Genomic DNA, 25,721 nt, shown 5'->3' on the forward strand with positions numbered 1-25,721 from the left:
TCTAGAAAAGAGGGCGGGTTTAGGTAAATCTCAGATGAACCAGGGAAATCTTTGGTTAAACCCGCCCCTACTAATGCGTGTATCCGTCACCTAATCTGTGTCTGCTCCTTCACTCGACAATGATTCATATACAGGACGAGAAGGCGATCGCTTGCCCGGAATATCCGCCATTAAATCAACTTCCACATCCTGAGTCGTACCATCATCCATAGTCTCCACCTTATGAGCTGCAATATCTAAACATAGAGACTGTAACTCTCGCATCAACACTTTAAAAGACTCAGGAGTACCAGGACGTGGAATTGCCTTCCCTTTCACAATGGCATTCAACGCCTCATTCCGACCTTGCATATCATCAGATTTCACAGTCAACAACTCTTGCAAAGTATAAGCAGCTCCAAAAGCTTCTAATGCCCATACTTCCATTTCTCCAAAGCGCTGACCACCTTGTTGTGCCTTACCACCCAAAGGTTGCTGTGTCACGAGAGAATATGGTCCGGTAGAACGAGCATGAATCTTATCATCAACTAAGTGAACCAGTTTCAACATATAAGCAATCCCCACAGTCACGGGGCGGTCAAACCTTTCCCCAGTCCGCCCATCATACACCCAAATTTTCCCGGCATTGTTCTCATCAAATGCCCAATCTTTACCAGAAGTATCCCTACCTATTTTCAACATTCCATGCACCGTCTCCCTTGATTTCTCCACACCGTGCATCTCATCAAAAGGCACACACTTAAACCTTGCACCCAAAAGTTCACCGGCCCATCCCAACAAACACTCAAAAATTTGTCCTACATTCATCCGGGAAGGTACACCTAATGGATTTAATATAATATCCAGAGGAGTACCATCAGGCAAATAGGGCATATCTTCAATGGGTAAAATTCTGGAAATAATTCCTTTATTTCCATGTCGCCCCGCGACCTTATCTCCTACTTGAATCTTCCGTTTTTGAGCCACATAAACCCTAACCACCATATTTGCTCCTGGTGGCAACTCATCTCCCTTTTCTCTGGTAAAGACTCGGACATCAACAATACGACCTTTCTCTCCATTGGGAACCCGTAAAGAATTATCCCGTACATCCCGTGCTTTCTCACCAAAAATTGCCCTTAACAATTTTTCCTCTGGAGGTTGGTCAGATTCTCCTTTGGGTGTTACCTTACCGACGAGAATATCCCCAGATTGAACCCAGGCACCAACTCTGATAATACCCTGTTCATCTAAGTTCCGCAGACCGTCTTCCCCCACATTGGGAATTTCTCTAGTAATTTCTTCTGGTCCTAATTTTGTCTGTCGAGCTTCAATTTCAAACTTTTCAATATGAATAGAAGTATAAACATCATCATACACCAAGCGTTCGCTAATCAGAACCGCATCCTCATAATTATAACCCTCCCAAGGCATATAAGCCACCAAAACATTCTGCCCCAAAGCCAACTCAGCACCCTCAGTGGAAGAACCATCAGCTAATACCTGACCAGCTACCACTTGGTCTCCCTCATATACCAGAGGTCTTTGATTTAAACAAGTATCTTGGTTAGACCGTTGATATTTACACAAAGGATAATCTGTTTCATTACCTTCTTTATCAATCACAGATATTTTGGTCGAATCTACATAACTCACTTCTCCATCAGTCCGAGTTACAACCACCATCCCAGAGTCCCGGGCAGTTTGAGCCTCCAAACCAGTCCCTACCAAAGGTCTATCTGGTTTTAACAATGGTACTGCTTGTCGTTGCATATTAGAACCCATCAACGCCCGGTTAGCATCATCGTGTTCCAAAAATGGAATTAATGATGTGGCCACCGAAACCACCTGCACTGGGGAAACTGCCACATAATCCACTTGTTGAGGAGTAGTAGTAGTAAAATCTTGTCGGTAACGTACTGGTACACTATCCCCCAATATGTTCCCTTCCGCATCAGTCATAATATCCCCTGGTGCTACCCGCAAATCATCCTCCGCATCTGCCGTCATATATATTGGCTTGCGATCGCGCATCACCCGGCCATTTTCTACTGGATAATAAGGGGTTTCTATGAATCCATAGCCGTTAACTTTAGCATGGTTGGCCAGAGAACCAATCAAACCAGCATTTGGACCTTCTGGTGTTTCAATGGGACAAATTCGGCCATAGTGAGAAGGATGGATATCTCGGACCGCAAATCCAGCTCTTTCTCTGGTCAAACCTCCTGGTCCCAACGCCGATATCCGTCTTTTGTGGGTCAATTCTGCCAATGGATTTGTTTGGTCCATAAATTGGGACAATTGAGATGAACCAAAAAATTCTTTGATAGCTGCAACTAATGGTTTCGGATTCACGAGAGATGTTGGAGTTAATGTATCGGCCTCAGATACTGTCATCCGCTCTCGAATAATTCGTTCTAAACGGTTTAAACCTACTCTAATTTGGTTTTGTAGTAATTCTCCTACACTTCTGACTCGTCGGTTTCCTAAATGGTCAATATCATCTGTCTGACCAATGTCATACTCTAAATTAATTAAATAGTCAATGGAAGCTAATATATCTTCTTTAGTTAATACTCGCATTGTACTTGGCAAGTTTAACCGTAATTTATTATTGAGTTTATATCGTCCTACCCGCCCCAGGTCATATCTTTTTTGGTCAAAGAATCTACTTTGCAGTAATTGTTCTCCTCCAGCTACAGTAGGTGGTTCTCCTGGACGTAATTTCCGATATAATTCTAATAGAGCTTCTTCTTCTCCAAATTGTCCTTCTTTTTCTATAGTTTTTTGGAAATAATCGGGATGTCTCAAGGAGTCAAATATTTCATTATCTCCTAATCCCATCGCTTTGAGCAATACTTGAGCAGAAAGTTTGCGAGTTTTATCTATTCTGACCCAAACTAGGTCATTTTTATCTGTCTCAAATTTTAACCATGCACCTCGGTTAGGAATTAAACTAGCATTATATGTACGTCGCCCACTTTTATCTATCTCAGATTTATAATAAACTCCAGGAGACCGAACTATCTGATTTACAATTACCCTTTCAGCTCCATTGATAATAAATGTTCCCCTATCAGTCATTAGGGGTAGGTCTCCAATGAATACTTCTTGTTCTTTTATTTCCCCAGTTTCTTTATTTATTAAACGGGTAGGAACGTACATTTGCACTGCATAACTGCTGTCCCTACGTTTCGATTCTTCTACACTATATTTTGGTTGTTTTAGCTTATAGTTTTTAGCAATAAACTCAAGTTCTAACTTCCCTGTATAATCTGAAATTGGAGAATAGCTTTCTAACTCTTCTATTAGTCCATATTCTAGGAACCATCGAAAGCTAGCCCTTTGAATTTCTATCAAATCTGGCATATTGAAAATTTGCAGATTACTTTGGGTATCAATGTGTATTTTTTTCTGAATCATTTATTGATAATATATAATGGATAATTAATAATTAATAATTAGGGAGCAGGTAAATGATGAAAATACCAGTGTAGAATCCCCCCTTACCCCCCTTCGGAAGCTATGTTTGATCAACATCTTTACTTAACAACAATGACAACTTATGTGTAAGTCTGGGAGTTGCTTTTTCCGAAGAAAATTGTATTGAGAAATATATTTAGTGAGGACCGTCGCCGGATTTATCCTCCCCATCCTCCCCACCCTCCCAAAATGGTTTCACGAGTTCCTGATCAGGAATAGCTTCGGAAGGGGGGGACTGCTCGCGACTATTTCATTATTATCTGACCTACCCGGTTTCTTTTTGTTGCGAAACCCAACAATAATCTTTCTCCCCTTTTCCACACTCTACCTACTCCCTAATTAAAAAACCAAAAAGTTGACTAGCATTTTTGCTAGTTTGTGCTGCTAGACTCTCATAACTCACACCTCTAAGCTCCGCCACTTTTTCGGCCACATATTTCACATAAGCAGGTTCGTTGCGTTTGCCCCGCTTTGGCACTGGTGCGAGAAATGGACAATCTGTTTCTACTAATAAGCGATCGCTAGGCACTATTTTAGCTGATTCTTGAACTTGTGTGGCATTTTTAAAGGTGACAATGCCACTAAAACTAATATAAAATCCTAAGTCCAAGAACATTTTAGTTTCTTCTGGAGTACCTCCCCAGCAGTGCATAACCCCTCTCACCGCTCCTTGATTTTCTTGAAAATCATACAAAATCTCTGCCATTGAGAATGCAGCATCACGACAATGAATAATTAATGGTTTGTTAAGTTTTTGAGCTATGGTTAGCTGCTGTTCAAAAACAAATTTTTGTTTCTCTTGATTGTCTGCTTTGTAAAAGTCTAGTCCTGTTTCACCTATAGCTACTACTTTAGGATCGGATGTTGCAAGCTGTTGAATTTGATTAGCAGTGCTAGAAGTCCACTTATCAGCATCTAGGGGATGCAAACCAACTGCATAAAAAAGTTCTGGAAAGCGATCTGCTATGGCTTTTATCGAAGAAAACTCTTCTGGTTCAACACAGGAGTGAACTAAGTGAACTACTCCTGCTTGTTGCCAACGTTGCCGGATTTCTTCCAAGTCAGAATTGAATACGTCAAAGTTAATATGGACGTGAGTATCAATTAGCGACATTTGGCTTTCTTGATTAATTTAATTAATTAGGGAGTAGGGAGTAGGGAATAAGGAGGAACAGATGTGCTTTCACACACCCAATATTTCTAAGAAGCTATAGAACTATCTGTCACCGCAGACTCTGGCTGATTTTTTTCGCCTAAATGTCTCTTATAATATCGGACTAACCTGGCCTTTTTCCGAGAACCATTATTCTTATGCAAAACACCACGCTTTACAGCTTTGTCAATTTTACTGTAAGCTTTTGACATTTGTTCATCAACTGCTGCTTTTAATTCCTCTGTGGGATTAGAGGCATATTTTTCTACAGCAGTGAAGTATTTTTTCATTAAAGTTTTAACTGCGGATTTATAACTTTTATTCCTGAGACGGTTCCGTTCAGCAACTTGGATACGTTTAATAGCAGATTTAATATTCGCCATGATTTACTTTATAATGAAATAACTGATTCAATTTAGACTTACTAATATTTCTAGCTTTGGTATAGCCCAAAAGTTCTTACTTTTGTCCAGGTCTCTGGTAATTAGATTGTGAAATCTTCAAGTCTAGGTTTTAGTTTTACCAGAGTACATAAATTTTTTTCTCTAAAGTTTCAAGGTGTCTCTAAAGAAAGTGAGCCAGTAAACTTACGTCAACTTTCTCACAAATATTTCAATTTACAAAACATCCAACCATCCTAGCATTTATTTTGTTATAATGCAATATGTTGTGGCAATTAAAAATCAAGTTACAGACTAGGTATAAATCTTTGGGTCTTTAACCTAGACGAAGATTTCCCGAAAGTAAAGATGTCAGTATTATTACTTCACGCTATAACAAAGAGTATCGGGTTATTTGAAAACTGAGAGAATTGTTTGACTTGTACTCCTAAATCATAGGAGGGTCATTATAAGAAAACTAGCGATGGACATGAATTTTATTTTTTATTTGTCATTGTTTAACATTATAATAATAGAAAGTCTTAATATTTATCCAATTCTTCTGGTTCTCAAACTATCCTCTAAAGCACGAACTCTATTTTTTAGTTGGGATTCCTAATCTCTATGCTACGAATAATTACTCAGTGGGTTGAAGCACAAGCTGAATTGAAAAGGATCGCAGAGCGTACCCACAACGATCTGGCTGTTCATAAAGAAACAACGGTGCGAGAAATTTTGCACTCCGTTAAAGATAAAGGTGATGAAGCTGTGTTAAACTATACTTCTAAGTTTGACCATATCACCTTGACTTCAGAAGAGTTAAAAGTAAGTGCTTCTGAGTTAGATGTGGCTTATCAGCAAGTCAAGAAGGAGTTACTAAATTCAATTCGTTTAGCTGCTAAACAAATAGAAGTTTTTCATCGACAAAGAGTTCCTCAGTCATGGGTTCAATTTGGTGATGATGAAGTAGTTTTGGGCAAACGCTACACTCCTGTTGATAGAGCTGGACTTTATGTCCCTGGTGGCCAGGCTGCTTATCCTAGTACGGTTCTGATGAATGCTATTCCTGCTAAGGTGGCTAAAGTCCCGAAAATTGTAATGGTGACACCTCCTGGTCAAGGAGGAAAAATTAACCCGGCTGTACTTGTGGCTGCTCAAGAAGCAGGTATTCAAGAAATTTATCGGATCGGAGGCGCTCAGGCAATAGCTGCTCTAGCTTATGGTACTGAGACTATTCCTAAAGTAGATGTGATTACTGGGCCTGGTAATATTTATGTAACTTTGGCCAAGAAAAATGTTTATGGTACTGTAGGTATTGATTCTTTAGCTGGGCCATCAGAGGTTTTGATTATTGCAGATTCTCAGGCTAATCCGGTTTATCTGGCTGCAGATATGTTGGCTCAAGCGGAACATGATTCTTTGGCTGCTGCTATTTTATTGACTACAGATGCAGCATTAGCACGTCAGGTGGTGGTGGAGGTGGAACGACAACTCCAGGATCATCCGCGTCGCACCTTGACAGAAAAGGCGATCGCCCATTATGGTTTGGTGGTGGTGGTTGAATCTCTGGAGGCTGCTGCTAAACTTTCTAATCAATTTGCTCCAGAACATTTGGAATTAGAAGTTTCAAATGCTTGGAAACTATTGGAAGATATTCGCCATGCTGGTGCTATTTTTCTTGGTTATTCAACTCCGGAGGCTGTGGGGGACTATTTGGCTGGACCAAATCACACTTTGCCAACTTCTGGTGCGGCTCGTTATGCTTCGGCATTAGGGGTAGAAACTTTTATGAAACATTCGAGTTTGGTTCAATATTCTCCTACTGCTTTACAAAAGGTTGCTTCTGCTATTGACGTATTGGCTACTGCTGAGGGTTTACCTTCTCATGCTAACTCGGTTAGATTGAGGATGAAAACTCAGGACAACGAATAACCAGAGTGGGTAAAACCAGAAAAAATTAGTCAGCCACATGATGGCCAAAGTTTGTAAATAATGTTATGTTACTCCCGTTAGAATCTTTAGGATCGCGGGAGAATATGTCATTTTAGTTATCAGTTACTTATACCAACCTTGATAAATGTTTGTTACATACGGTAGAAGTGAAGAAACCTTTTCGATAATTACTAAGCAAGGTTAAATCAACAAAATTTGACAAAGTAGACATCTCCAAAAATAAAAAGTAAAATCAATTATTATCTACAAATTATCAATTCTTCTTCCCAGTTAAGCGCGGTTGTGTTCCCTGTTCCCTCTTTCCTGGAGATGTCTAGTAGTAGTGAAAAATTAATTTCCTAGTTGAGAGAGAAAATAGAAAACAGGAAGTCAAGGAGTAACAAAATATTTAATTAGTTGGGCATTGTACTTAATGATAGACATGGAAATAAATTATAAAATTTCCACTTAGGTTAAGTGACCAAAAAATTAGGATGAAAGACACACAACCATAGAAATATCAAGGAACAATTACTCCTATTTCCCACATTCTTCACTCTGCCTATTTTTCTGTATCAAATAAATCATAATTTGAAATTGAGATAAATTATAACATCCAAGTGTCAAACTTTTAATAAAGTAAAAAAACAAAATTTTCTTTAAATCTGGTCACTTTGACTATACAGTAAATTAAGACTATTTTTATAAAATTAGACAAAGCAAGACCAATGAAAAATTTTTTCAAGCAGTCTATAGTTACACTTACGACTTTAGGGTTATTGACTTTATCTTCTATCGTTCTGGCGCAGGGTGTAAGGTTTGACAAAAAAGAAGTTGACCAATCAAGATATATTGCAATTGCTATTCCCCGCCGTTCTTTCCCACCACAATTAGTAATAATAGAGCAAAAAACAGATGAGAGGCTATGCTGGAGTGAAAGTGGCGATCGCCCTACATTTGTGGATCTTTTGTTACTAAATTTTAATTTTACAGGTATTTGTGGACGTGCTACGGATAGTAATGGTTATTCTATCCGAATGGCTGATACTGATCTTGCTCTTGATTATGGTTTCTCTATAGAAAATATTGGAGGGGATATGGAACTAAGAGGTGTTCCTCGTGGCAACCCTAATGGACCAAAAATAGCAATTGGCAGAACTTATGGTTTGGCAAATGGACCTACTAAAATTATTCTTGAACCTGGATGGCGGTTTACTAAAAGAACTTTTCAGGGTAAAGAATTAGGGCATATCTATATGACTACTGACTGGTTACCAGAAGAGTTAGAATACCTTAAGCCTAAATATTAATATTATATTATAATAAGGGACTAACCACAAATCTAATCAAAGCGCTTAAGTCGCTTAAATGGTTAGTCCAGCCTACTTAGCAGTAAGTCAACGTCCTGATCGGTAATAATAGGTCGTATGGGGGTGGCCAGTTCTGACCTAAGAGTGTTTGGCATTAAACAGGTAAAGAGTAGGGAGAGGGAGTAGGGAGCAGTTAAGAGTTAGGATTTAGGAGAGTTGTAGTAGAGGTGGTCATGTCCGATCCCCTGTTAGTTTTGCTGTCATAATTACCTCAAAATCCTTACTTTTTCCACTCCATTAACGAAAAATTTGGTACCTTTATGGTTCCCGATAAATCAGTTACCACATATTTTTCAAACCTTTATCTCTCAATGGTTATATATTTAATCAGCAAGCCCTAATTATCAAGATTAATGGAAATTTAAAAAAGCGGTTATTAAAAATAACCGCTTTTTAATACTTCTCAACACCACTTAAAAAGGTTTATGACACAAAAATAATTAGTGTCTTAATTTAACGATACTAGAGATTTTTAACAGAAGTAATAATCAGAAAGAGCATCGACGACTGGCCGTGTTTCGTCTCGATGCTCTCGCTGACTTCGCTCCTCACACCACACATAGTCTAACCTACTAGACTCGTTTTGTCACTACTTTTAGGATTTTTTTTATAAATATTGAAAGTCTTAGATCAGGACTTACGCAAGGGTACTATATATAGAGTTGAAAAACTATTGCACAACAGTTTTAAACGCTACATCTAGGGTCGCTGCGTAAGTCCTGAGATATCAAAAGTTTTGGGTGCATCTCAATATTTGCCAAAATACTTTTTTCCTCCATACCTATTCTCTATTCCCTCCATACCTATTTCCTGTTCCCTGTTCCCACCTTCTGTGTTCCCTGTTCCCTATGAACTGAGATAGACCCAAAGTTTTACTGTTTGGCTAACCAATCTAAAATTAAGGAGTTAACTATTTTGGGTCTTTCGTCATGGGGACAATGACCTGTGTCTGGTATGGATTCAAATTGAAGAGCTTGGCCTTTTGCTGCTAAGTCTTGATAAATTTTGGCTCCAGATATTGGTGTCCAAGGGTCGTTTTCTCCCCAAATTACTAATAATGGTGCTTTAATTTTGGGTAACAATTCTGAGGGGTGAGGGCCGGGAGGGGCTGTGAGAATAGAGGCGAAAACTTTTTGCGCTCCAGTATCGCAGGAGGGACGATGGATTATTTCGACTAATTCTTCTGTGACGGCTTCTGTATTTCTATATACTTGTTTGAGGGTGTTGCGGATACGATGTTTTTGACGGACTTGGTTAAAAATAAATAGTCCTAATGCTGGGGAACTGACTAATTTGGTGAACATTCCCATGATGAATCTCAGGGGTGGGTTGAGTTCTTGGGGTCTATGGTTTAAGCCTCCGGCACAGTTGATGAGGATTCCGCCTCTGGAAATTTCTGGGTGGTCTGCTAGGAGCATTAGGCTGAGTAATCCGCCTATGGAGTTGCCAATAAATATGGTGGGTTTTTGGATATGTTGGTTCCAAAAGTCGTATAATAATTGTTGCCAAAGTTCAAGATGATAGTTTAGGGGTGGCTTAGAAGATGCTCCGAATCCTAGTAAGTCTAGGGCGAATACTTGATAGTTGGCGGCGGCGAGGGTGGGGATATTATTACGCCAGTGGCCGATACAACCTCCGAAACCATGTATTAGGACTAGGGGTTGTCCTGTTCCCATGACGGTATATTGGATTTGGTGGTTTTTCCAAGTCCAGGTTTGTAGCTGTAGTTGATTTGCTAATGGTGGGTTAATTATGGTTTGGTTCATTTTCTAAAGTTTTGTAAAGCTTTTTAATAATTATAAAGGAAGAAGGAAGAGGGAAGAAGGAAGAAGTGTAATTGATGTTTGGTATTTTAATCTGATTAAAGTTTGGGTTTGGAGACCAAACCCCTACGAGAAAATTTGACAATATAAGCCATGATTTTTATATGGAAATAGAGATATAATCATCCTAAATAAAAATAGTAATTAACTCTTAAGTTTACTAACAAATATTTGATATTCTGAAGTAGCTAATCCCTGTTGAAGTACATTTGATAATTTTATTTTCATCCAAATAAATAGACATATACTTACTTTCATTAATTGATAATGGATTATTACCTCTCCCTAAAAGGGAGAGAATTGACTAAAAAGAAAAGATTTATTTTTTTGCTCTTAAAAGGGGAGGTTTCAAGGCGCGAATTATTTAATTATTTAATTATTTAATTATTTCGGCAACTAAAAATTATAATTACAGTGTATTTAATAATTTTTTTGACGTTTAGTTATGGGATGTGTTATGACAAGCAAGATGCTTGTGTTGCTATATAAAAATAGTAATTAACTGTTAAGTTTACTAACAAATATTTGATATTCTGAACTAGCTAATACCTGTTGAAGTACATTTAATACTTCGGCTAAATTTCCGTCTATTAAAGATTTAACTGATAACCATAATCCAGGAAAAACTTGACTCTTAATAATTTCATTTTCATTCATAGAAACAGAAACAGAAATATATTCCCTTTTAGATAATCGAAACTAACTTAATTATTGTTCGTAAACTTTCCAAGCTAAATATTCTTTTTCCTAATCATTCAGCTATTAGCTGTCAGCTATCAGCAATAAAAAACCTCAAGTTTAAGGACGAGATTTAAAGGAATATAGACTTTAAAACTGGCTTTTATAGCAAATAAAATTTCTGATTGATCGGGAACCGTATAATGAAGTTTTTATCAAAAACTAAAAGCAATAGCTGACGGCTGTTTGCGCAGCATTCCCCAGGAAATGCTGACGGTTAAATGCTTGCCTTTTATCGAAAGAAAAATTAGGTCTAAAATCTTTTGCTTTAGTAAGAGGTACTGATAACTGATAACTGATAACTGATAACTGAAATAACTCCATTACATTGATCAACTTTTATTTATCATGTAAATCATAAGCAGCACTACTAGCAGCAACTTCAACAATTAATTCTGGCGCACCTTCTATATAATCATCCTTGCTAATTTTTGCTTGTCCTCCTAAACTTGGTTCAATAAATAGCATGGCATCTGGTTGAGGTTCATTATTTTTGTCTAAACGGGTAAGTAGCATTATCGACACCCTTAACTCCTGGAGTTCCAGCAGTATATACTCCCAACCAACAGTTAATTTGAAAATGAGGTTGTCCGTGGGCAGAAAATCTTAATGGTGAAGCCATATAAACGATTCCTTCAATAAGTTCAGCTTTTTGATGTTTTACCATAGCAAAATAGCGCTTTTCAAATTCATTTCTAGTTAAGCGATCGCCATTTTCTAAAGGTATGATTTTCGTTATGTTCATGGTTTTAATAAAAGATTAAAAATCAGATACCAATCTAAACAGGTTGTAAAATTTTATCCTAGGGATTAGATAATACTAAGTCCCCATATAATAAAAGGTGTTAACTAATTATTTATACGCCTTTTTTAGCCAGGATTTGGTAAGATAATAGAATGATATTAAATCTCACTAAAGTAAATATAAATTGGGAGCAAGCAATGGGAAGTAAATGTGATTTTACTCAGATTCAGGCTGGAGATAACCTTTCTGAAGTGCAGTATTACTCCGTGACGAAAGTGCTAGAAGATGAGTTGGAACTGACAAATGAGAGAGGGTATCCGATAACAGTAGCCAAGGATATCGTAGAAGAAGGTATGTATTCCGCCCAACAATACCAGAAAGAGGAAAAGGTAACTCGTACAGAGTTATGTGAGTTATTGGAAGGTGCAGGAGATACTGTATTTACTGTCAACTTTCGCAAGAAAATTAAAGAAGAAGATGTCTTGGAGGCTGTTTTATCAACTCTGAAAGGACAAGAGTTAACCAGTCCACAGGTAAAAAAGCAGTTGAAAGCTGCTGTTAAGCAAGCGCTTCAAGGGGAGGAACGTACACTTGTTGGGTATCTCTTAGAGATAGAACCTAAGATGGGACGTAGCCAAGTTATCGATCTGGAGGCCAAAGGAGACTATCGCACCCGTCTCGTGGATCATCGGACTATTAACTGGCTCATTCTTAAGAATATCAAATATGTACAAAAGTAAGGAATAAGGCTTATTGCTACTTGAAAATAGCGCTTTTCAAATTTCCCCCTAGTTAAGCACTATTTCATAATAAACTATTTTTTTGAAAGAAGAGAAATGTATTTTTTTCAATTTCATACAAAAGTTTTCTAACTAAATAATTATTAATTATTAATCAGGACTTACGCAAAGGCACTATATATAGATTTTCGGTGCGTTACGCTGGCGCTAACACACCTTACTAGCTAAATAATTATTAATTATTAATTATTAATTATTCATTCTATTTTCAACCATCATCCGTACAACATCTGGCATTTTATAATTTGCTTTCCATCCTAATTTTTGTTCAGCTTTAATTGGATTTGCTCTACCTACAGAAATATCAGTAGGGCGATATAAATTCTCATCTACTTCTACATAATTTTCCCAATTTAATCCTACAGAATTAAAAGCTTCAATGACAAAATTTTGCAAAGGATAGGTTTCTCCAGTAGCAATTACATAATCATCTGGTTCATCTTGCTGCAACATTAAATACATTGCTTCTACATATTCTGGCGCCCACCCCCAATCTCTTTGTACTGAAATATTTCCTAAGTTTAATTTCTCATTACTACCTTGAGCTATTTGACAAACAACTGAGACTATTTTTTGGGTTACAAAACGTTGAGGTCGGAGAGGAGATTCATGGTTAAATAAAATTCCAGAACAAGCAAATAAATTATAAGCTTCTCGATAATTTGCTACTTCCCAAAAAGCCGCAGATTTAGCAACAGCGTAAGGACTTCTAGGGCGAAATGGAGTAGTTTCTGTAGCAGGTTCGCCTTTTGTATCGCCAAAACATTCACTAGAACTAGCATTATATAATTTGATTTTGGCTCCAGTAAAACGAATTGCTTCTAATAAGTTTAAGGTACCAGTGGCGATACTTTCTAATGTTTCTACAGGTTGTTGAAAAGATAAGCCTACGGAACTTTGACCAGCTAAATTATAGACTTCATCTGGTTGATATTTTGTTAATATTTGTAAGACGCTTCTAAAGTCATTTAAAGACATGGAGTCTAACTTTATATTATCACGAATACCTAAACGAGATAGGTTGTTAAAGGTAGACATTTGAGCATCTCTGGAGGTGCCACAAACGTTGTAATTTTTTTCTAGTAATAATTTGGCTAAGTAGGAACCGTCTTGACCAGAAATTCCGGAAATTAATGCTGTTTTCATAGTTTTTAAGGAATTAAGAAGGAAGAAGGAAGAAGGAAGAAGGAAGAAGAAATTAAATAAATTAATCTATAAAATCAATACAGTTCAGTTAAGGATTTTTTTTGGCAGTTCTATAATTTTAATAACTACTCTATCTAGCGGTTCCATCCTATAAAAGTTTTGGTATTATGTGAATCGTATTGAATTATAAGGGATAATTTTATTGGGTGTATCTCAATTTTGAATAAAACCAACAATTTATCGCTTTTAGGGAATAGGGAATAGGGAATAGGGAATAGGTATGGAGGAAAAAAGTCTTTTGGCAAATAATTGAGATGCACACATTTTATTAATGGATAATGAATAATAAATAATAAATAATTACTTCTGGTTAAAACCATTGGATGGAATCTACTGCGGAAATCTTATTTTTTTCTCTTTCAAAGAAGAGATTTTAAATGCCTGGAGGTTAATTATTAATTATCTATTATCTTATTATATCAATCTGGGATTGTTTCTGCCAGAATTTTTGCTAGATTTTTGATATGAGCTGCATAGTTTTTTGTATCTTGATTCGGCAATATTTTTTGCTGATTTTGTAGTTTTAATTTGGTTTCTTCTAGTTCTTTTTTTCTTTGCTGAAGTTGAGATTGAGTAGATGTTAATTTTTGAGAAATTTCGTTTTTCTCAGATTTAATTTTTTCTAGTTCTGAGCGAGTTTGTTGTAGTTTTGACTCAGCATTTTTGGCTTTTTCTTGGTTTTGCTGAAGTTGAGATTGAGATTGTTCTAATTCTTCTGATATTTGGTCTTGTTCAAGCTGACTACTTTTTAATTCTTTTTGGCTTTTCTGAAGTTGAGATTGAGTAGATGTTAATTTTTGGGAAAGTTCGTCTTTCTCAGATTTAATTTTTTCTAGTTCTGAGCGAGTTTGTTGTAATTTTGATTCAGAATTTTTGGCTTTTTCTTGGTTTTGCTGAAGTTGAGATTGTATCTGTTGAAATTGTTCCTCAAATGAAACACTTTTTCCTACCTCATCAATATTTATATCCTGAAAAACTGGGGTACTATTCCAAGGTTCAAAAGGTATAAGTTTTGCTGTCGAAAAGTGGGGGCGAAAGAAATATTTTCCGGTTTCGTTTAAGAGACAAGTAGCAAAAGCAAAAGGAGTATTAGAAATAGCCAGAAAATCAGACTTACTTAATAAGAAAAAGTTGAGATATTCTGGATTAACCTCTACTTCTAAGTCTCGAATAGTTATAGGATTATACTCAGCAAAATAAACTAGGGGTACTTCTTCTAAATTATCACTGGCGATAAATAAAATTGGTTTCTCTAAAGTTTCCCATAAACCATTTAACCAAACTTTATACCATTCACTAGGAGCAACAACAGAATTATTATTTTTATCTGACTGTGATTGTAAATGTAAACCGATGATATTTTTGCCACGAGAGCGCAATTTTTCCCAAGCAACTTTTACTAGAGTTTCTATTTTTGCTACAGGTTGAAATAGAGAACGAAAATATTTTTTGTGCCTGACATAATGCTTAGTATGATATAAAAACTCTCCCTGAATATCAACGTTTTTTCCAACTTCCCCGTTACTAGGAAAAATTTCATTATTATTTTTGATAACTACAGGCAAAACTTCAGAAATTTCTCTATCTTTATGACCAAATAATTCTTGACCTACCCATAGAGGAGTCTCTACAGATAATCCATTTTCTTGAGCATATATTTTTAAGAAAGCATACTGAAACATTTGATTTCCTAAGTTACCTTTTTTGCCGAGAGTAGACATAGTAACTACCTGTTTTTTCACATAAAAAGTGTCTCCCCAAGATGGATGAAAAGGTTTGGCGACTGCTACTCTAGCAAAACCAATATCTGCTAAAAATTCATCAACCTTTTCTGCTAAAGCACAACCTTCATAGAGTTCTTCATAGTTAACTTTGGTGTAAACTGCATCTATATATTTAAGTAAATTAGTTGCTCCTTCTAATGCTAAAAGTTCTGCTCCTTGAATATCTAAGTTTAAGATATTAAAATCTGTTGGAGGAAGTTCTAATTCTTGTAATAAAGTATCTAAAGTTTTTGACTCAACAGTAAGTTGATTAGTTTCTTTAACATTAGGGTAAATATCTCGATAATGTTTCAAAGGAAAAATAGAACTACTTTTCTCTATAGAGTTGACATATAATTTAATTTTGCCGTTTTGATTACTAATAGCAGAATTAACAGCTTGTACATTAAAAGATGCTATAGCGATATTTGCTTTTAACCTTTCAAATACTGTTGGGTTAGCTTCAATGAAGAGAACTTTTGATATGTCTAAATTTTGATAAAGTTTAATATCTTTACCATCATAAGCACCGACATGAATGATACCTCTGGGGGTGACTGAGTTTTGTAAACAAAGGCTCTTTAAATCTAATTTCATTTTGATTAATATTGAAAATTTATAAATAATTTTTAGTAAGCATTTAGCAGTTAGCTATTTTTTAGTTTTACATAAACCCTTTATTAATTTAGTCATAATTAAATCTGACTATCAAAGCTAATTTTAAAGTTTATATAGCAATCCTATTTAAGTTGTAATATTTTGGTCTTCGTTATGAGCCATAATTGATAATTCTGAATTTTCAAAGTTTTCAGATCAAATAAACTATCATCAAAAATGTCACAACTAATGCACAAACTGCTATATTAATTTCAACTTACTTTTTAAAGTTGAGATATAATTGCTCTTTACATAGCATTCCGCAAGAAAAGAAATGCTTAACAACTTTTGAATGTGCAATATATTTTATAGCAATCCTAAATAGGTTGTAATATTTTATTGTCAGGACTTGGTTTCTCAAACAAAGAAATAATGACTTTTGGAGACCAAACCTCTACAGTTTTTTTCACAAATAATTTAAGATTGCCATAGCTTATTATAGTAAACCCTGAAAAAAATACATACTCAATCGTGAATGTCCTAGAAAAACAAAAAAAAGCAGCAGAATATTTGGCCAAAGGTGAATTTGATGGAGCGATCGCTCTATGTCATCAAATTATAGAGGTACAGCCAGATTTTATTCCAGCTTATCAAATTATAGGAAATGTTTGGGAAATTCAGGGAGATTTAGAATCTGCTCTAAACTGGTATACTCAAGCATTAAAAATTCAGCCTAACTTGGCAGAATTATATAAAATTATTGGTAATTTATATTGTCAAAAAAAGCAGTGGGATGAGGCGATCGCTTATTATGAAAAAGCGGTTAAACTAGAACCAAATTTAACGGAACTATATGAAAAGTTAGGGGATATTTTTCAACAAAGTTATCGGGAAAATTTACAATCAGCATTGGGTAATTATCGTCTGGCAATCAAATATTCTTCTTGGGATGAAAGTAATTATCATAAAATATTAGAAATTCAACCATATAATCCGGAAATATGTAGACTTTTGGCTAATCTTTTATTTAGTAAAAATCAATTAGGTTCGGCAATTATTTTTTATCAAATTGCTTTAATAACTGAATCAGAAAATCCAGAAGTTCATTTTAATTTAGGCAAAATATTGGCAAAACAAGGTTATCTTGACCAAGCAATTTCTGAATATCAACTTGCTTTAGAAGTAGACAAAAATAATCCAGATATTTATCTACAACTGGGTATAGTTTTGGCAAAAAAAGAAAGGTGGTTAGAAGCGATCGCTTCTTATCGCCGTACTTTGGAAATTTATCCTAATTCAGATTTTGCTTATAATTATTTAGGGGAAATTTTAACAAAAATAGGAGAGTTGGAAGAGGGAATTTATATGTTTCAGCAAGCAATAAATCTCAATTCTACTTCACCTTTGTTTCATAAAAATTTGGGTGATGCTTTAGCAAAACAGGGAAAAATAAATGAAGCAAGTGTTGCTTATAGTCGCGCCATTGAATTAGAGTAAAAATATTGGTAGAAAGATGGGAAAATGCATAACTATTTGTCGTAGTTTTCTATTCCAACAACTACTTATATATTTTCTGAAGTAGTCGAGTAGGTAAATATTGACTATTTCTGATTTCTCAGAATAATCGAATATTTTTCTGTTTAGCTTTTTCCTATTTCTGCCTTAAATTTTTCTATTCCAACAACTACTTATATATTTTCTGAACAAATAGATTTGCCAAATATTGACTATTTCTGATTTCCCAGAATAATCGAATATTTTTCTGTTTAGCTTTTCCCTACTTCCCACCTAAATTTTTCTATTCCAACAACTACTTATATATTTTCTGAAGTAGTCGAGTAGGTAAATATTGAATATTTCTGATTTCTCAGAATAATCGAATATTTTTCGCGTGAATCTCATATTTGCAGAAATACTTTTTTCCCATTTTCTATTCCCTGTTCCCTGTTCCCTATTCCCTAAATTTGATTTTCTGATAATACTTTTGTGCAGTTTGCATCCAAGCTTTTACCTGAGATTCTAGCCAAGATTTTTCTATCTCTAAAGCAGATTTTTCTGCCTCCAAAACAGAGTTTTTTTGCTCAAGGTTATCCACCCAACAACGTAATTTATGAGAATCTTTTTGTAGCTGAAACTTACCTTTTTCCAAATCTTGCACCCAAACATTATATTGATAAACCTCCGACTTAAGACGAGAATTAACTTGCAATATTTCCTGTATTTTCGTGCCTAACTCCTGCACAAAAATACCTAATTTTCCTGACTTACCCCGCCAATTTTCCAATAATTCAGATAACTTGAATGCCTCATCAAAATTCCCCATTTCCAAATAACGATAAATTCGATAATAACTCACCCATTTAACAGTTCGAGATAACACTTCGGTCTCCCAGTCATTTAATTCTGATTCCGATAAATTTAAACTATCAATTAAATTACTACATATTTGTAAATGTTCCTTAACCTGATAAAAATCATCAAAACTATGAGTTTTATTTCCTTCATGCCATCGATAATATCCTAAGATTTCTTTAACAAAATATAAATCAGCAACCAAAGCAATTTTTAACCATAATTCTAAGTCCGCAGCAAAAGCAAAATTGTCATTAAATTTCCCTCCAACTTTCTCTAAAACCTCTCGTCTAATCAATACAAACGGGCAACAAATAGGATTAGCTTCTCCCAAATTTTTCCTTACCCATTCCTCACCATTTATTAAACTATTTTCAGTATAATTTGCCCAGTCCCAATGAAGGTAATTATTATCACTATCGACCACCATAATAGAGGAAGTAACTAAACCGACATTTTGATATTTATCTAGAATTTTTACCTTTTGCTCTAAATTTTTTGGCAACATTACATCATCCTGAGCAAAAACAGTAATATATTCTCCAGAAGCAGATTCTAAACAACGATTCCAGTTAGGAAAAAGTCCTATATTTTGGGGATTTTGTAAGTATTTAATTCTACTATCTTTTTGTAGATAACTATTAATAACTTCTGGAGTATTATCAGTAGAGGAGTCATCAGAAATAATTAACTCAAAATTTGTAAATGTCTGTTTAAGAATACTGTCTATTGCTTGAGTGAGAAATTTTCCAGAATTATAAGTAGGTAAACAGACAGTGACTTTGGGAAAATTGTTTATCGGCATTTAATCTAATGGTAATATTCCAGGAATATTGAATTATAGCAAAGGTTATTTCAGTTATCAGTTATTAGTATCTCTGCTTGAACTCAGAGACTTGAAATACTGAAGTTTATTTTTTTATTCCCTCTCTCGCTTAAAGAGAGTAAACAGTCAAGAACTCTATTTCTTTGATTAATCCTAACCCTCAAAAGTACCAAAAAAAATCTCTGATACTAAGGAAGGTGGGGTTGTTTTTTCCAAAAATTTGTGATATCATAATATATGATATATCTATTTCATATTTATGTATGATTTTTTATTCAACGTAAAAATTTTAAGCTGATAAACAAGCTAGCATTTTCTGAAAACTAATTTAAAATATAATAACTGAAGAAAGGGAAAACTTATTTTCAGTTAAACAATTGAAGTTTTCCTTAGCTTCAAACCTAATAAATTATTCAGCAAACTCTAATTACAAATATAGCAATCCTAAATAGAATTTGCGGAAAAAGCAGTGTATGGAAAGGGTGAGAAGTGTGGGAAACAGAGTAAAGTGGAAGAAATAATTGCCCCTTAATTTTTTTTACCATAGCAAGCTAAAAATTATAAATTTTTGAACAGGAACGATAATTGACTCCTGACTTCTCCCCCTCTCCAAAAGACTTTTTCAGCAAGCCCTAATTAATTAGCCTTTCTTATAAATAAAAGGATTTGGTAAAATTATTTTTTTCTTTATTTCTCCATAAAATAGAGAAGCTTTATAGCTTAATTAATTTTTTTTCAATAATTAATAATTAGAAATAATTATTCATTATTCATTATTCATTATTCATTATTCATTATTCATTACAAGGAACCTTCGCAATAACAGTCCGGTGACGATGAGTATTGCAAATTATTTTGGGAACTGAAAAACCAGCATCAATTAATTCCTTTTCAATATCCAAAGAAAAATATTCATCCAAATAAGGTTCTGTACTCTTCAACAAAGTAAAAATATGAGGAGCCATTGTTGCATAAACTTCTGACTTAGGATTCATATCCATAATAGCAATATTACCATTTGAACGTAATAACCTTCTTGCCTCCCGAAATATTTTTCGAGTAGCAAATTGTGGTAATTCATGGCATACTAAAGAGATAGAAATTAAATCAAAAGAATCATCAGGTAAACCAGTTTCTTCGGCAGCAGTATGAACCCAATTAATATCCAAATTTTGCTGTTGAGAACGATACAAACCAACTGCTAAAAAATAAGGTGATAAATCTATTCCTGTCAACTTAGCTTGAGGGAAAACTTTTTGTAGGGAAAAAGTATTTAAACCCGCACCACATCCCAAGTCTAAAACATCTTTTGGTGGAGAAATTTCAGCTTTTAAAATATCAAGAAAACTTTGACGAAGTCTAACATCTCCACCAATACCTTCTTCTTTCCAAATTCCTGCATGAACTGCTAATACTGCTACTTCTACTTCTGTTGCAGGTTGCCAACCCATATTACCTTTTTCATAAGCATGGAATGAAGTAAGATAATATTCAGGATATTTTAATTTAGGATTATTTACTATTTCCCATTCTTTATCCCAATTACGTTCAGAAAGTTCTTTGACTTGTTTGCGCCAAGGAACGCCAATTTTTTCTGCACGTTTAATAATCATCTTTCTTGCTTGAGTTTTAGCAAAATTAGCAAGTGGTTTAATTGAGAGAATTATGTTTACTAAATTTGTTGCTAAATTAGACCGAGGTTTAAAAGTAGTAGTCATTTTCTTCTAGTAGGGAGTAGGGAGTAGGGAGTAGGGAGTAGGGAGTAGTAAATAGGAAGTCATAGAAATCGGGTTTGTCTTAGATATCTACATATTGACTTCTTTTTCCCAAAAACCCAGTTTATTATAATACTTCAAAATATAAAATAAGAAATACAGTTGTTTTTCTTCTAGTAAACTTTTAAACTATTAACTGTTAATTTTCATTATATTTATAATGAACAATAAAAACTATCTTTAATTATCAATTATTCATTATTAATTATTCATTGGTAAATTAGCGTTGTAAATTTCTCGGATCTAGAGCATCTCGTAACCCATCTCCTAATAAATTAAATGCTAATACCGTTAAAATAATCAATAATGCTGGAGGCCATACCAACCAAGGTTGTAATACTAAAATAGAAGCATTCGTAGCCAAAGACAACATATTTCCCCAGGAGGGGTCTGGTTGTTGAATACCCAAACCAATCAAACTTAAGACTGATTCTGAGATAATAAAACTAGGAATAGCTAAAGTTGCCGAAATAATTACATAAGTTGCCGTTTGAGGCAATACATGACGAACAATAATATAAAAAGAATTAGCCCCCATCGCTCTTACCGCTTGTACAAATTCTCGTTCTTTAATAGATAATACTTGTCCTCGAATAATTCTCGCTAATCCTGCCCAACGAATAAATGAAGTAATAACTACAATCAACAGAAATCTTTGGGCACTGCTAATACCAGGAGGTAATACCGCAGCCAGCGCCACTAATAGATAAATACCGGGAATTGTCATTAATACTTCAGCGAAACGCATCAGTATACTATCTACCCAACCACCAAAGTAACCTGAAATTCCCCCAATAATCATTCCTAGGGGAAAGTAGATTGTTATTCCTACCAGACCGATGAATAAACTAATCCTACCACCAAAAATTAAACGGCTAAACTGGTCTCGTGCTTGTTCGTCAGTGCCTAGTAAGTTAAATTTCGCTTCACCTGTGGTCCCGAATAAATGTCGGTCCAATGGCAAAATACCGAAGAGTTTATAAGGGGTTCCTTGGACAAAGAAACCGAGAGGGGATGGTTGATCAAAGTCCACGTTTAATTCCCGGAGTCCAGTTTCTATGTCTACTGGCCCTTGAGTTGTAGGATAAATATAGGGTCTAATAAATTCTCCTGCTTGGTTTTGCCAGTAAATTTGCGTAGGTGGTAGTAGGGAACCATTAAGTTGAGATGTGTAAGGGTTGTAGGGAGCAATAAAGTCAGCAGCAATTACTACTAGATAAAAAGTTAATAATAATAATGCGCCGAATCTTGCTAAAGGATTTTTTTTAAGATTTTTCCACCATTTCATTGATTTAATTAGGGAGTAGGGAGTAGGGAGTAGGGAGTAGGGAAGAAGGAAGGTAAGGAACTATACTATTATTGAGTATAGACAGATTTTACATCAAATTACAAATATATTAAATATTAATATTCAGATTTTTGTAGTGCAGACATCTTGCCCGCAAAAGGTGTTTTTCATCAAAAAATTATAGTATTTTTGTCTGACAGATTTTACATCAAATTCCCAATATCTCAATATATTAAATATTAACATTCAGACATTTGTAGTGCAGGCATCTTTCCCGCGAAAAGTGTCCTTGATTAATATGAAATCTGTTGTAAAATAATGTATTTCTTATCAAGAGAAAACCTCTTATATTTTAATCATAAAAATTGTCTTAATAATTAGTGTTAGTGTAGTAAGAAAAAAAAGTCCTTATTAAGCTAATAACTGATAACTGATAACTGAATTAAGTACCAATCGTTTTACAAAAGTCATGCTCAACTAAAAATACATTTGAATAAAGATTAGCAATAATTTGCTTACCTTGTTGTGTTAGTGATAAATATTTTAAAGCATCTTTTATATAAGGATGAACCCCGTGCCAAAAAAATTGAGGATAATTATCAAGTAGGTCGCTAGGATTTTTATATCCTACCTTTTGGTTAAAACCTGTCTCCTCAAATTCATAAAATAAATAACCTATTTTTTTAAGATAACGGGGGTCACTTAACTGACCGATTAAATCTGCCGCCCGTACTAAACCAGGATAATTAACAGTATCTTGATGGTCTGATTCTTGCGGCACAGGAAAACGTGTTAATTCAATATTTATCTTAATTATTTCTGCATCAATTAACCGATGACCACCAAATCTTTCATTAATAAATAATTTCGCTCTATCTACATGATAAGGAGTTAAACTAGCATCAGTACAACCTAAAGGCAAATCAACCATTTCATCTCCTGTACCTGTAGCATAACTACCTTTTTTATCTTGCAGACAAACTCCTTTTACATATCCAATATCATGGCAAACTAACGAAATAATATAGTGTAGCCAATCTTCACAAGAAACTCCTCCTTCTCTAATATGTTTTCCCCTCAGAATTTCTTGGCCTACAAGAGTTACTAGAATCGTATGTTCAACATTGTGGTAAAGAGCATCACTATTAGCAATATTTTCTAGTGCCATATTTCCTGCCCAACCAATAATTTCTTCGTAATTAGATTTATAACCACCATAAGTTCGATGGTAGCCTTCCTTAATTTTTTCGACAAATGAATTAATTAGGATTTCGGTGGCATTAAACATATTTTATAGTTAACTGATTAAGATTTTTTTTATTCATTTTTATTGTAGTTATTAGCCTTCGGCTATCAGCTAGAAGATATTAACTTATTATCGCATTAAAGCAGAAATTAGTCTGGAAGGAAAATTAAAACTTATGAATAAAACTTTATTAAATTCAAAAGTTGTTTGCGTAGTATTTCGGAGAAATGCTCAATGCTAATAACCTAAGTATTCAGCCGTCAGCTAGCCTCTTTCAGAGGAGCTACGCTAGCAGCTTCAGCTATTGTTTTAATTGACAATAAAAGCTTTATTAATTGAGTCAAAATTAAACATTACTATAAAAGTTAGTTCCTTGTACTATTCGCTCTCGGTCAGAAGTAATTATTTATTACTAATTGCTGATAGCTAAATGCTAATAGCTGAAGACTTACCTAATAACTCAATAATTTTCGCGACTTCAAAAGGCTAAAACGTTTATCTGTAAATGCTTTTAGATTTAATCAGCAGAGCAATAATTATACCAGGTTCAAAATGAGAAATATTTGTACATAAATTATTATGCAATTTACACAAATATAAAAAAACTATAATTTTTCTTTAATTTTTCTTTACAATAAATATAAGTCCAATATAGAGGTGAACTAAATTGAAAGAGCTAATTTTACCAGAAAGCTTCATCAGAAAGCAACAGAGAAACCATCTAAATGATTCTAACCAAACAGAGATTTCTAACATAGATGGTTCAACACTCTATTCTCCACCAGCCAAAAACCGAGAAAACATTAACAATACCAAACAATTTCTGGCTCCAGAAAATGGCTTAACGCTTTATTCTCCCATAGCAGAAGATGAAGAAAATGTCAATTATACTAGAGAATTTCCCAGTCCCAAAAATCGAGGGGGACCGCAAGGATTAATTTTTGGTGTTGCTATTGGTGTGATTGCTAGTGTGGTGAGTATTCAAGTCATTATTCCCAGAGTAAACCTAAAGGCAGAAAGTAATACTAAACCCACAGAAACTATTGCCGATGTAGTAGAGACTAATCTTAGTCCTACTATGAGTGTAACAGTAGCCGATGTCAAATTAGCAACCGTAGAACGTACCCTTGATGCGACTGGTAGCGTCGTTGCCTTTGACCTGTTACCAGTGTTGCCACAAGCGAACGGTTTGCAAATTCAACAAGTCTTGGTAGAGGAGGGGGATAAAGTTACTCAAGGTCAAGTGATAGCGGTTTTGGATGACTCAGTTTTGAAATCGCAAATTAACCAAACTACATCTCAGGTAGCATCTGCTAGAAGTCAAGTCGAACAAAGAAAAACTGTTTATGCTAAAGCTAAAGTTGCTGTCGAACAAGCTATTGCTGCTCGCGAACAAGCTGAAGCTGACAGAGACCAAATTAAAGCTACTATTGCTCAAGCTCAAGCTGGTAAAGATGAAGCGATCGCTGGTTGGGAACAGACTCAAGCAAGTAGGGATGATGCTATAGCTGCTCTGAGACAAACTCAAGCGAGTAGGGATGATGCTGTTGCTGCTCTCAAACAAGCTCAAGCAAGTCGGAATGATAGTTTAGCATCTGTTGCTCAAACTGAAGCAAAGTTAGCAGAAGCAAAAGCGAACCAAGAACAAGCAATGAGAGATTTTGAACGATATCAAAGTCTGAATGCGGAGGGTGTTATTAGTTCTCAGGAATTAGAAACTCGTAGCACTGCTGTCAAAACTGCGACCCAAGGAGTACGAGTTGCGGAAGCTAATATTGATAGTGCTAAAGCTAAAGTTGAAGTTGCGGAAGCTAATATTAAAAGTGCTAAAGCAAAAGTTGATATTGCGGATGCAAATATTAAAAGTGCTAAAGCAAAAGTTGATATTGCTAACTCAAATGTCAGCAGTGCCAAAGCTAGAGTTGAGAGCGCAGAAGCGAATATTAGTAGTGCAATGGCGCAACTACGGAGTGCGGAAGCTAGAGTTAATAGTACCAAAGCTAGTGTAAGTAGCGCTCAGACAGATGTTGATAGTGCATTGTCGAATATTGATAGTGCGATCGCAAATGTTAGAAGTGATGAAGCTCGTTTACAAGAGAGACAAACTCAGTTAGTACAGACTTTGGTGAAAGCACCTGCGGATGGTATTATTGCAGAACGAATAGCTCGTGTTGGTGATGTGAGTTCTAGTAGCAAAAAGTTATTTTCTATTATTAAAGATAATCAATTAGAGTTAGAATTAAAAGTACCAGAAACTCAGTTACC

Annotated in this window: 16 protein-coding genes and 1 pseudogene; 5 read left to right on the plus strand and 12 right to left on the minus strand. The window is 35.1% G+C overall.

The features are described from left to right. Positions 1–90 precede the first annotated feature (90 nt). The 3 genes from rpoB to rpsT form a co-directional block, all read right to left on the minus strand. Positions 91–3,402 carry a DNA-directed RNA polymerase subunit beta gene (rpoB, locus tag VKJ25_RS13450; protein WP_324237141.1) on the minus strand — a complete coding sequence of 1,104 codons (3,312 nt, stop codon included), beginning with the start codon at positions 3,400–3,402 and terminating at the stop codon, positions 91–93. Between the two features lie 388 nt (positions 3,403–3,790). Then, entirely contained in the window at positions 3,791–4,576 is a 786-nt protein-coding gene (locus VKJ25_RS13455) for a TatD family hydrolase (protein WP_324237142.1), read from the minus strand. Positions 4,577–4,662: 86 nt separating this feature from the next. Next, positions 4,663–4,998: a 30S ribosomal protein S20 gene (gene rpsT / locus VKJ25_RS13460; RefSeq protein WP_324237143.1), complete on the minus strand. Its 336-nt coding sequence runs from the start codon at positions 4,996–4,998 to the stop codon at positions 4,663–4,665. A 621-nt stretch (positions 4,999–5,619) separates the two neighbouring features. Between rpsT and hisD the strand changes: the two genes are divergently transcribed. Next, entirely contained in the window at positions 5,620–6,927 is a 1,308-nt protein-coding gene (gene hisD / locus VKJ25_RS13465; protein WP_324237144.1) for a histidinol dehydrogenase, read from the plus strand. A gap of 728 nt (positions 6,928–7,655) precedes the next feature. Continuing rightward, entirely contained in the window at positions 7,656–8,237 is a 582-nt protein-coding gene (locus VKJ25_RS13470) for a DUF3747 domain-containing protein (RefSeq protein WP_324237145.1), read from the plus strand. 932 nt (positions 8,238–9,169) lie between these two features. Here the strand turns inward: VKJ25_RS13470 and VKJ25_RS13475 are convergent. From VKJ25_RS13475 to VKJ25_RS13485, 3 genes and pseudogenes are all read right to left on the minus strand, one after another. Continuing rightward, positions 9,170–10,063, minus strand: a complete 894-nt coding sequence (locus VKJ25_RS13475; RefSeq protein WP_324237146.1) for an alpha/beta fold hydrolase — start codon at positions 10,061–10,063, stop codon at positions 9,170–9,172. Between the two features lie 555 nt (positions 10,064–10,618). After that, positions 10,619–10,777: a hypothetical protein gene (locus VKJ25_RS13480; RefSeq protein WP_324237147.1), complete on the minus strand. Its 159-nt coding sequence runs from the start codon at positions 10,775–10,777 to the stop codon at positions 10,619–10,621. Between the two features lie 423 nt (positions 10,778–11,200). Continuing rightward, positions 11,201–11,603: pseudogene (locus tag VKJ25_RS13485) on the minus strand (Uma2 family endonuclease); the annotation flags it as partial. A gap of 152 nt (positions 11,604–11,755) precedes the next feature. On the opposite strand from VKJ25_RS13485, the gene VKJ25_RS13490 reads away from it, so the two are divergent. Next, complete coding sequence (locus VKJ25_RS13490) at positions 11,756–12,343, plus strand: hypothetical protein (RefSeq protein WP_324237148.1); 588 nt, start codon at positions 11,756–11,758, stop codon at positions 12,341–12,343. Positions 12,344–12,592: 249 nt separating this feature from the next. Here VKJ25_RS13490 and VKJ25_RS13495 read toward each other — a convergent pair whose 3' ends face one another. Then, the gene (locus tag VKJ25_RS13495) at positions 12,593–13,549 is read right to left on the minus strand and encodes a GDP-mannose 4,6-dehydratase (protein WP_324237149.1); all 957 of its coding nucleotides are present in this window, start codon (positions 13,547–13,549) and stop codon (positions 12,593–12,595) included. Positions 13,550–14,028: 479 nt separating this feature from the next. After that, positions 14,029–15,969, minus strand: coding sequence for an FkbM family methyltransferase (locus VKJ25_RS13500; RefSeq protein WP_324237150.1), 1,941 nt, complete (start codon positions 15,967–15,969; stop codon positions 14,029–14,031). A gap of 531 nt (positions 15,970–16,500) precedes the next feature. On the opposite strand from VKJ25_RS13500, the gene VKJ25_RS13505 reads away from it, so the two are divergent. Continuing rightward, the gene (locus VKJ25_RS13505) at positions 16,501–17,466 is read left to right on the plus strand and encodes a tetratricopeptide repeat protein (protein ID WP_324237151.1); all 966 of its coding nucleotides are present in this window, start codon (positions 16,501–16,503) and stop codon (positions 17,464–17,466) included. A gap of 454 nt (positions 17,467–17,920) precedes the next feature. On the opposite strand, the gene VKJ25_RS13510 is transcribed toward VKJ25_RS13505, so the two are convergent. The 4 genes from VKJ25_RS13510 to VKJ25_RS13525 all read right to left on the minus strand — a co-directional run bounded on the left by VKJ25_RS13510 (position 17,921) and on the right by VKJ25_RS13525 (position 23,498). Next, positions 17,921–19,126: a glycosyltransferase family 2 protein gene (locus VKJ25_RS13510; protein ID WP_324237152.1), complete on the minus strand. Its 1,206-nt coding sequence runs from the start codon at positions 19,124–19,126 to the stop codon at positions 17,921–17,923. An 815-nt stretch (positions 19,127–19,941) separates the two neighbouring features. Next, positions 19,942–20,865 (minus strand): class I SAM-dependent methyltransferase, encoded by a 924-nt coding sequence (locus tag VKJ25_RS13515; RefSeq protein WP_324237153.1) that lies wholly within the window; start codon positions 20,863–20,865, stop codon positions 19,942–19,944. A 277-nt stretch (positions 20,866–21,142) separates the two neighbouring features. Then, positions 21,143–22,210, minus strand: coding sequence for an ABC transporter permease (locus VKJ25_RS13520; protein ID WP_324237154.1), 1,068 nt, complete (start codon positions 22,208–22,210; stop codon positions 21,143–21,145). Positions 22,211–22,652: 442 nt separating this feature from the next. Then, positions 22,653–23,498, minus strand: a complete 846-nt coding sequence (locus tag VKJ25_RS13525; protein WP_324237155.1) for an Npun_R2479 family HD domain-containing metalloprotein — start codon at positions 23,496–23,498, stop codon at positions 22,653–22,655. A 625-nt stretch (positions 23,499–24,123) separates the two neighbouring features. On the opposite strand from VKJ25_RS13525, the gene VKJ25_RS13530 reads away from it, so the two are divergent. Beyond that, positions 24,124–25,721 (plus strand): HlyD family secretion protein (locus VKJ25_RS13530; RefSeq protein WP_324237156.1); only part of this gene is annotated, 1,598 nt, incomplete at its 3' end.

Origin of the sequence: Okeania sp., from assembly GCF_035285525.1 — a bacterium.
Taxonomy (GTDB): Bacteria; Cyanobacteriota; Cyanobacteriia; order Cyanobacteriales; family Microcoleaceae; genus Trichodesmium.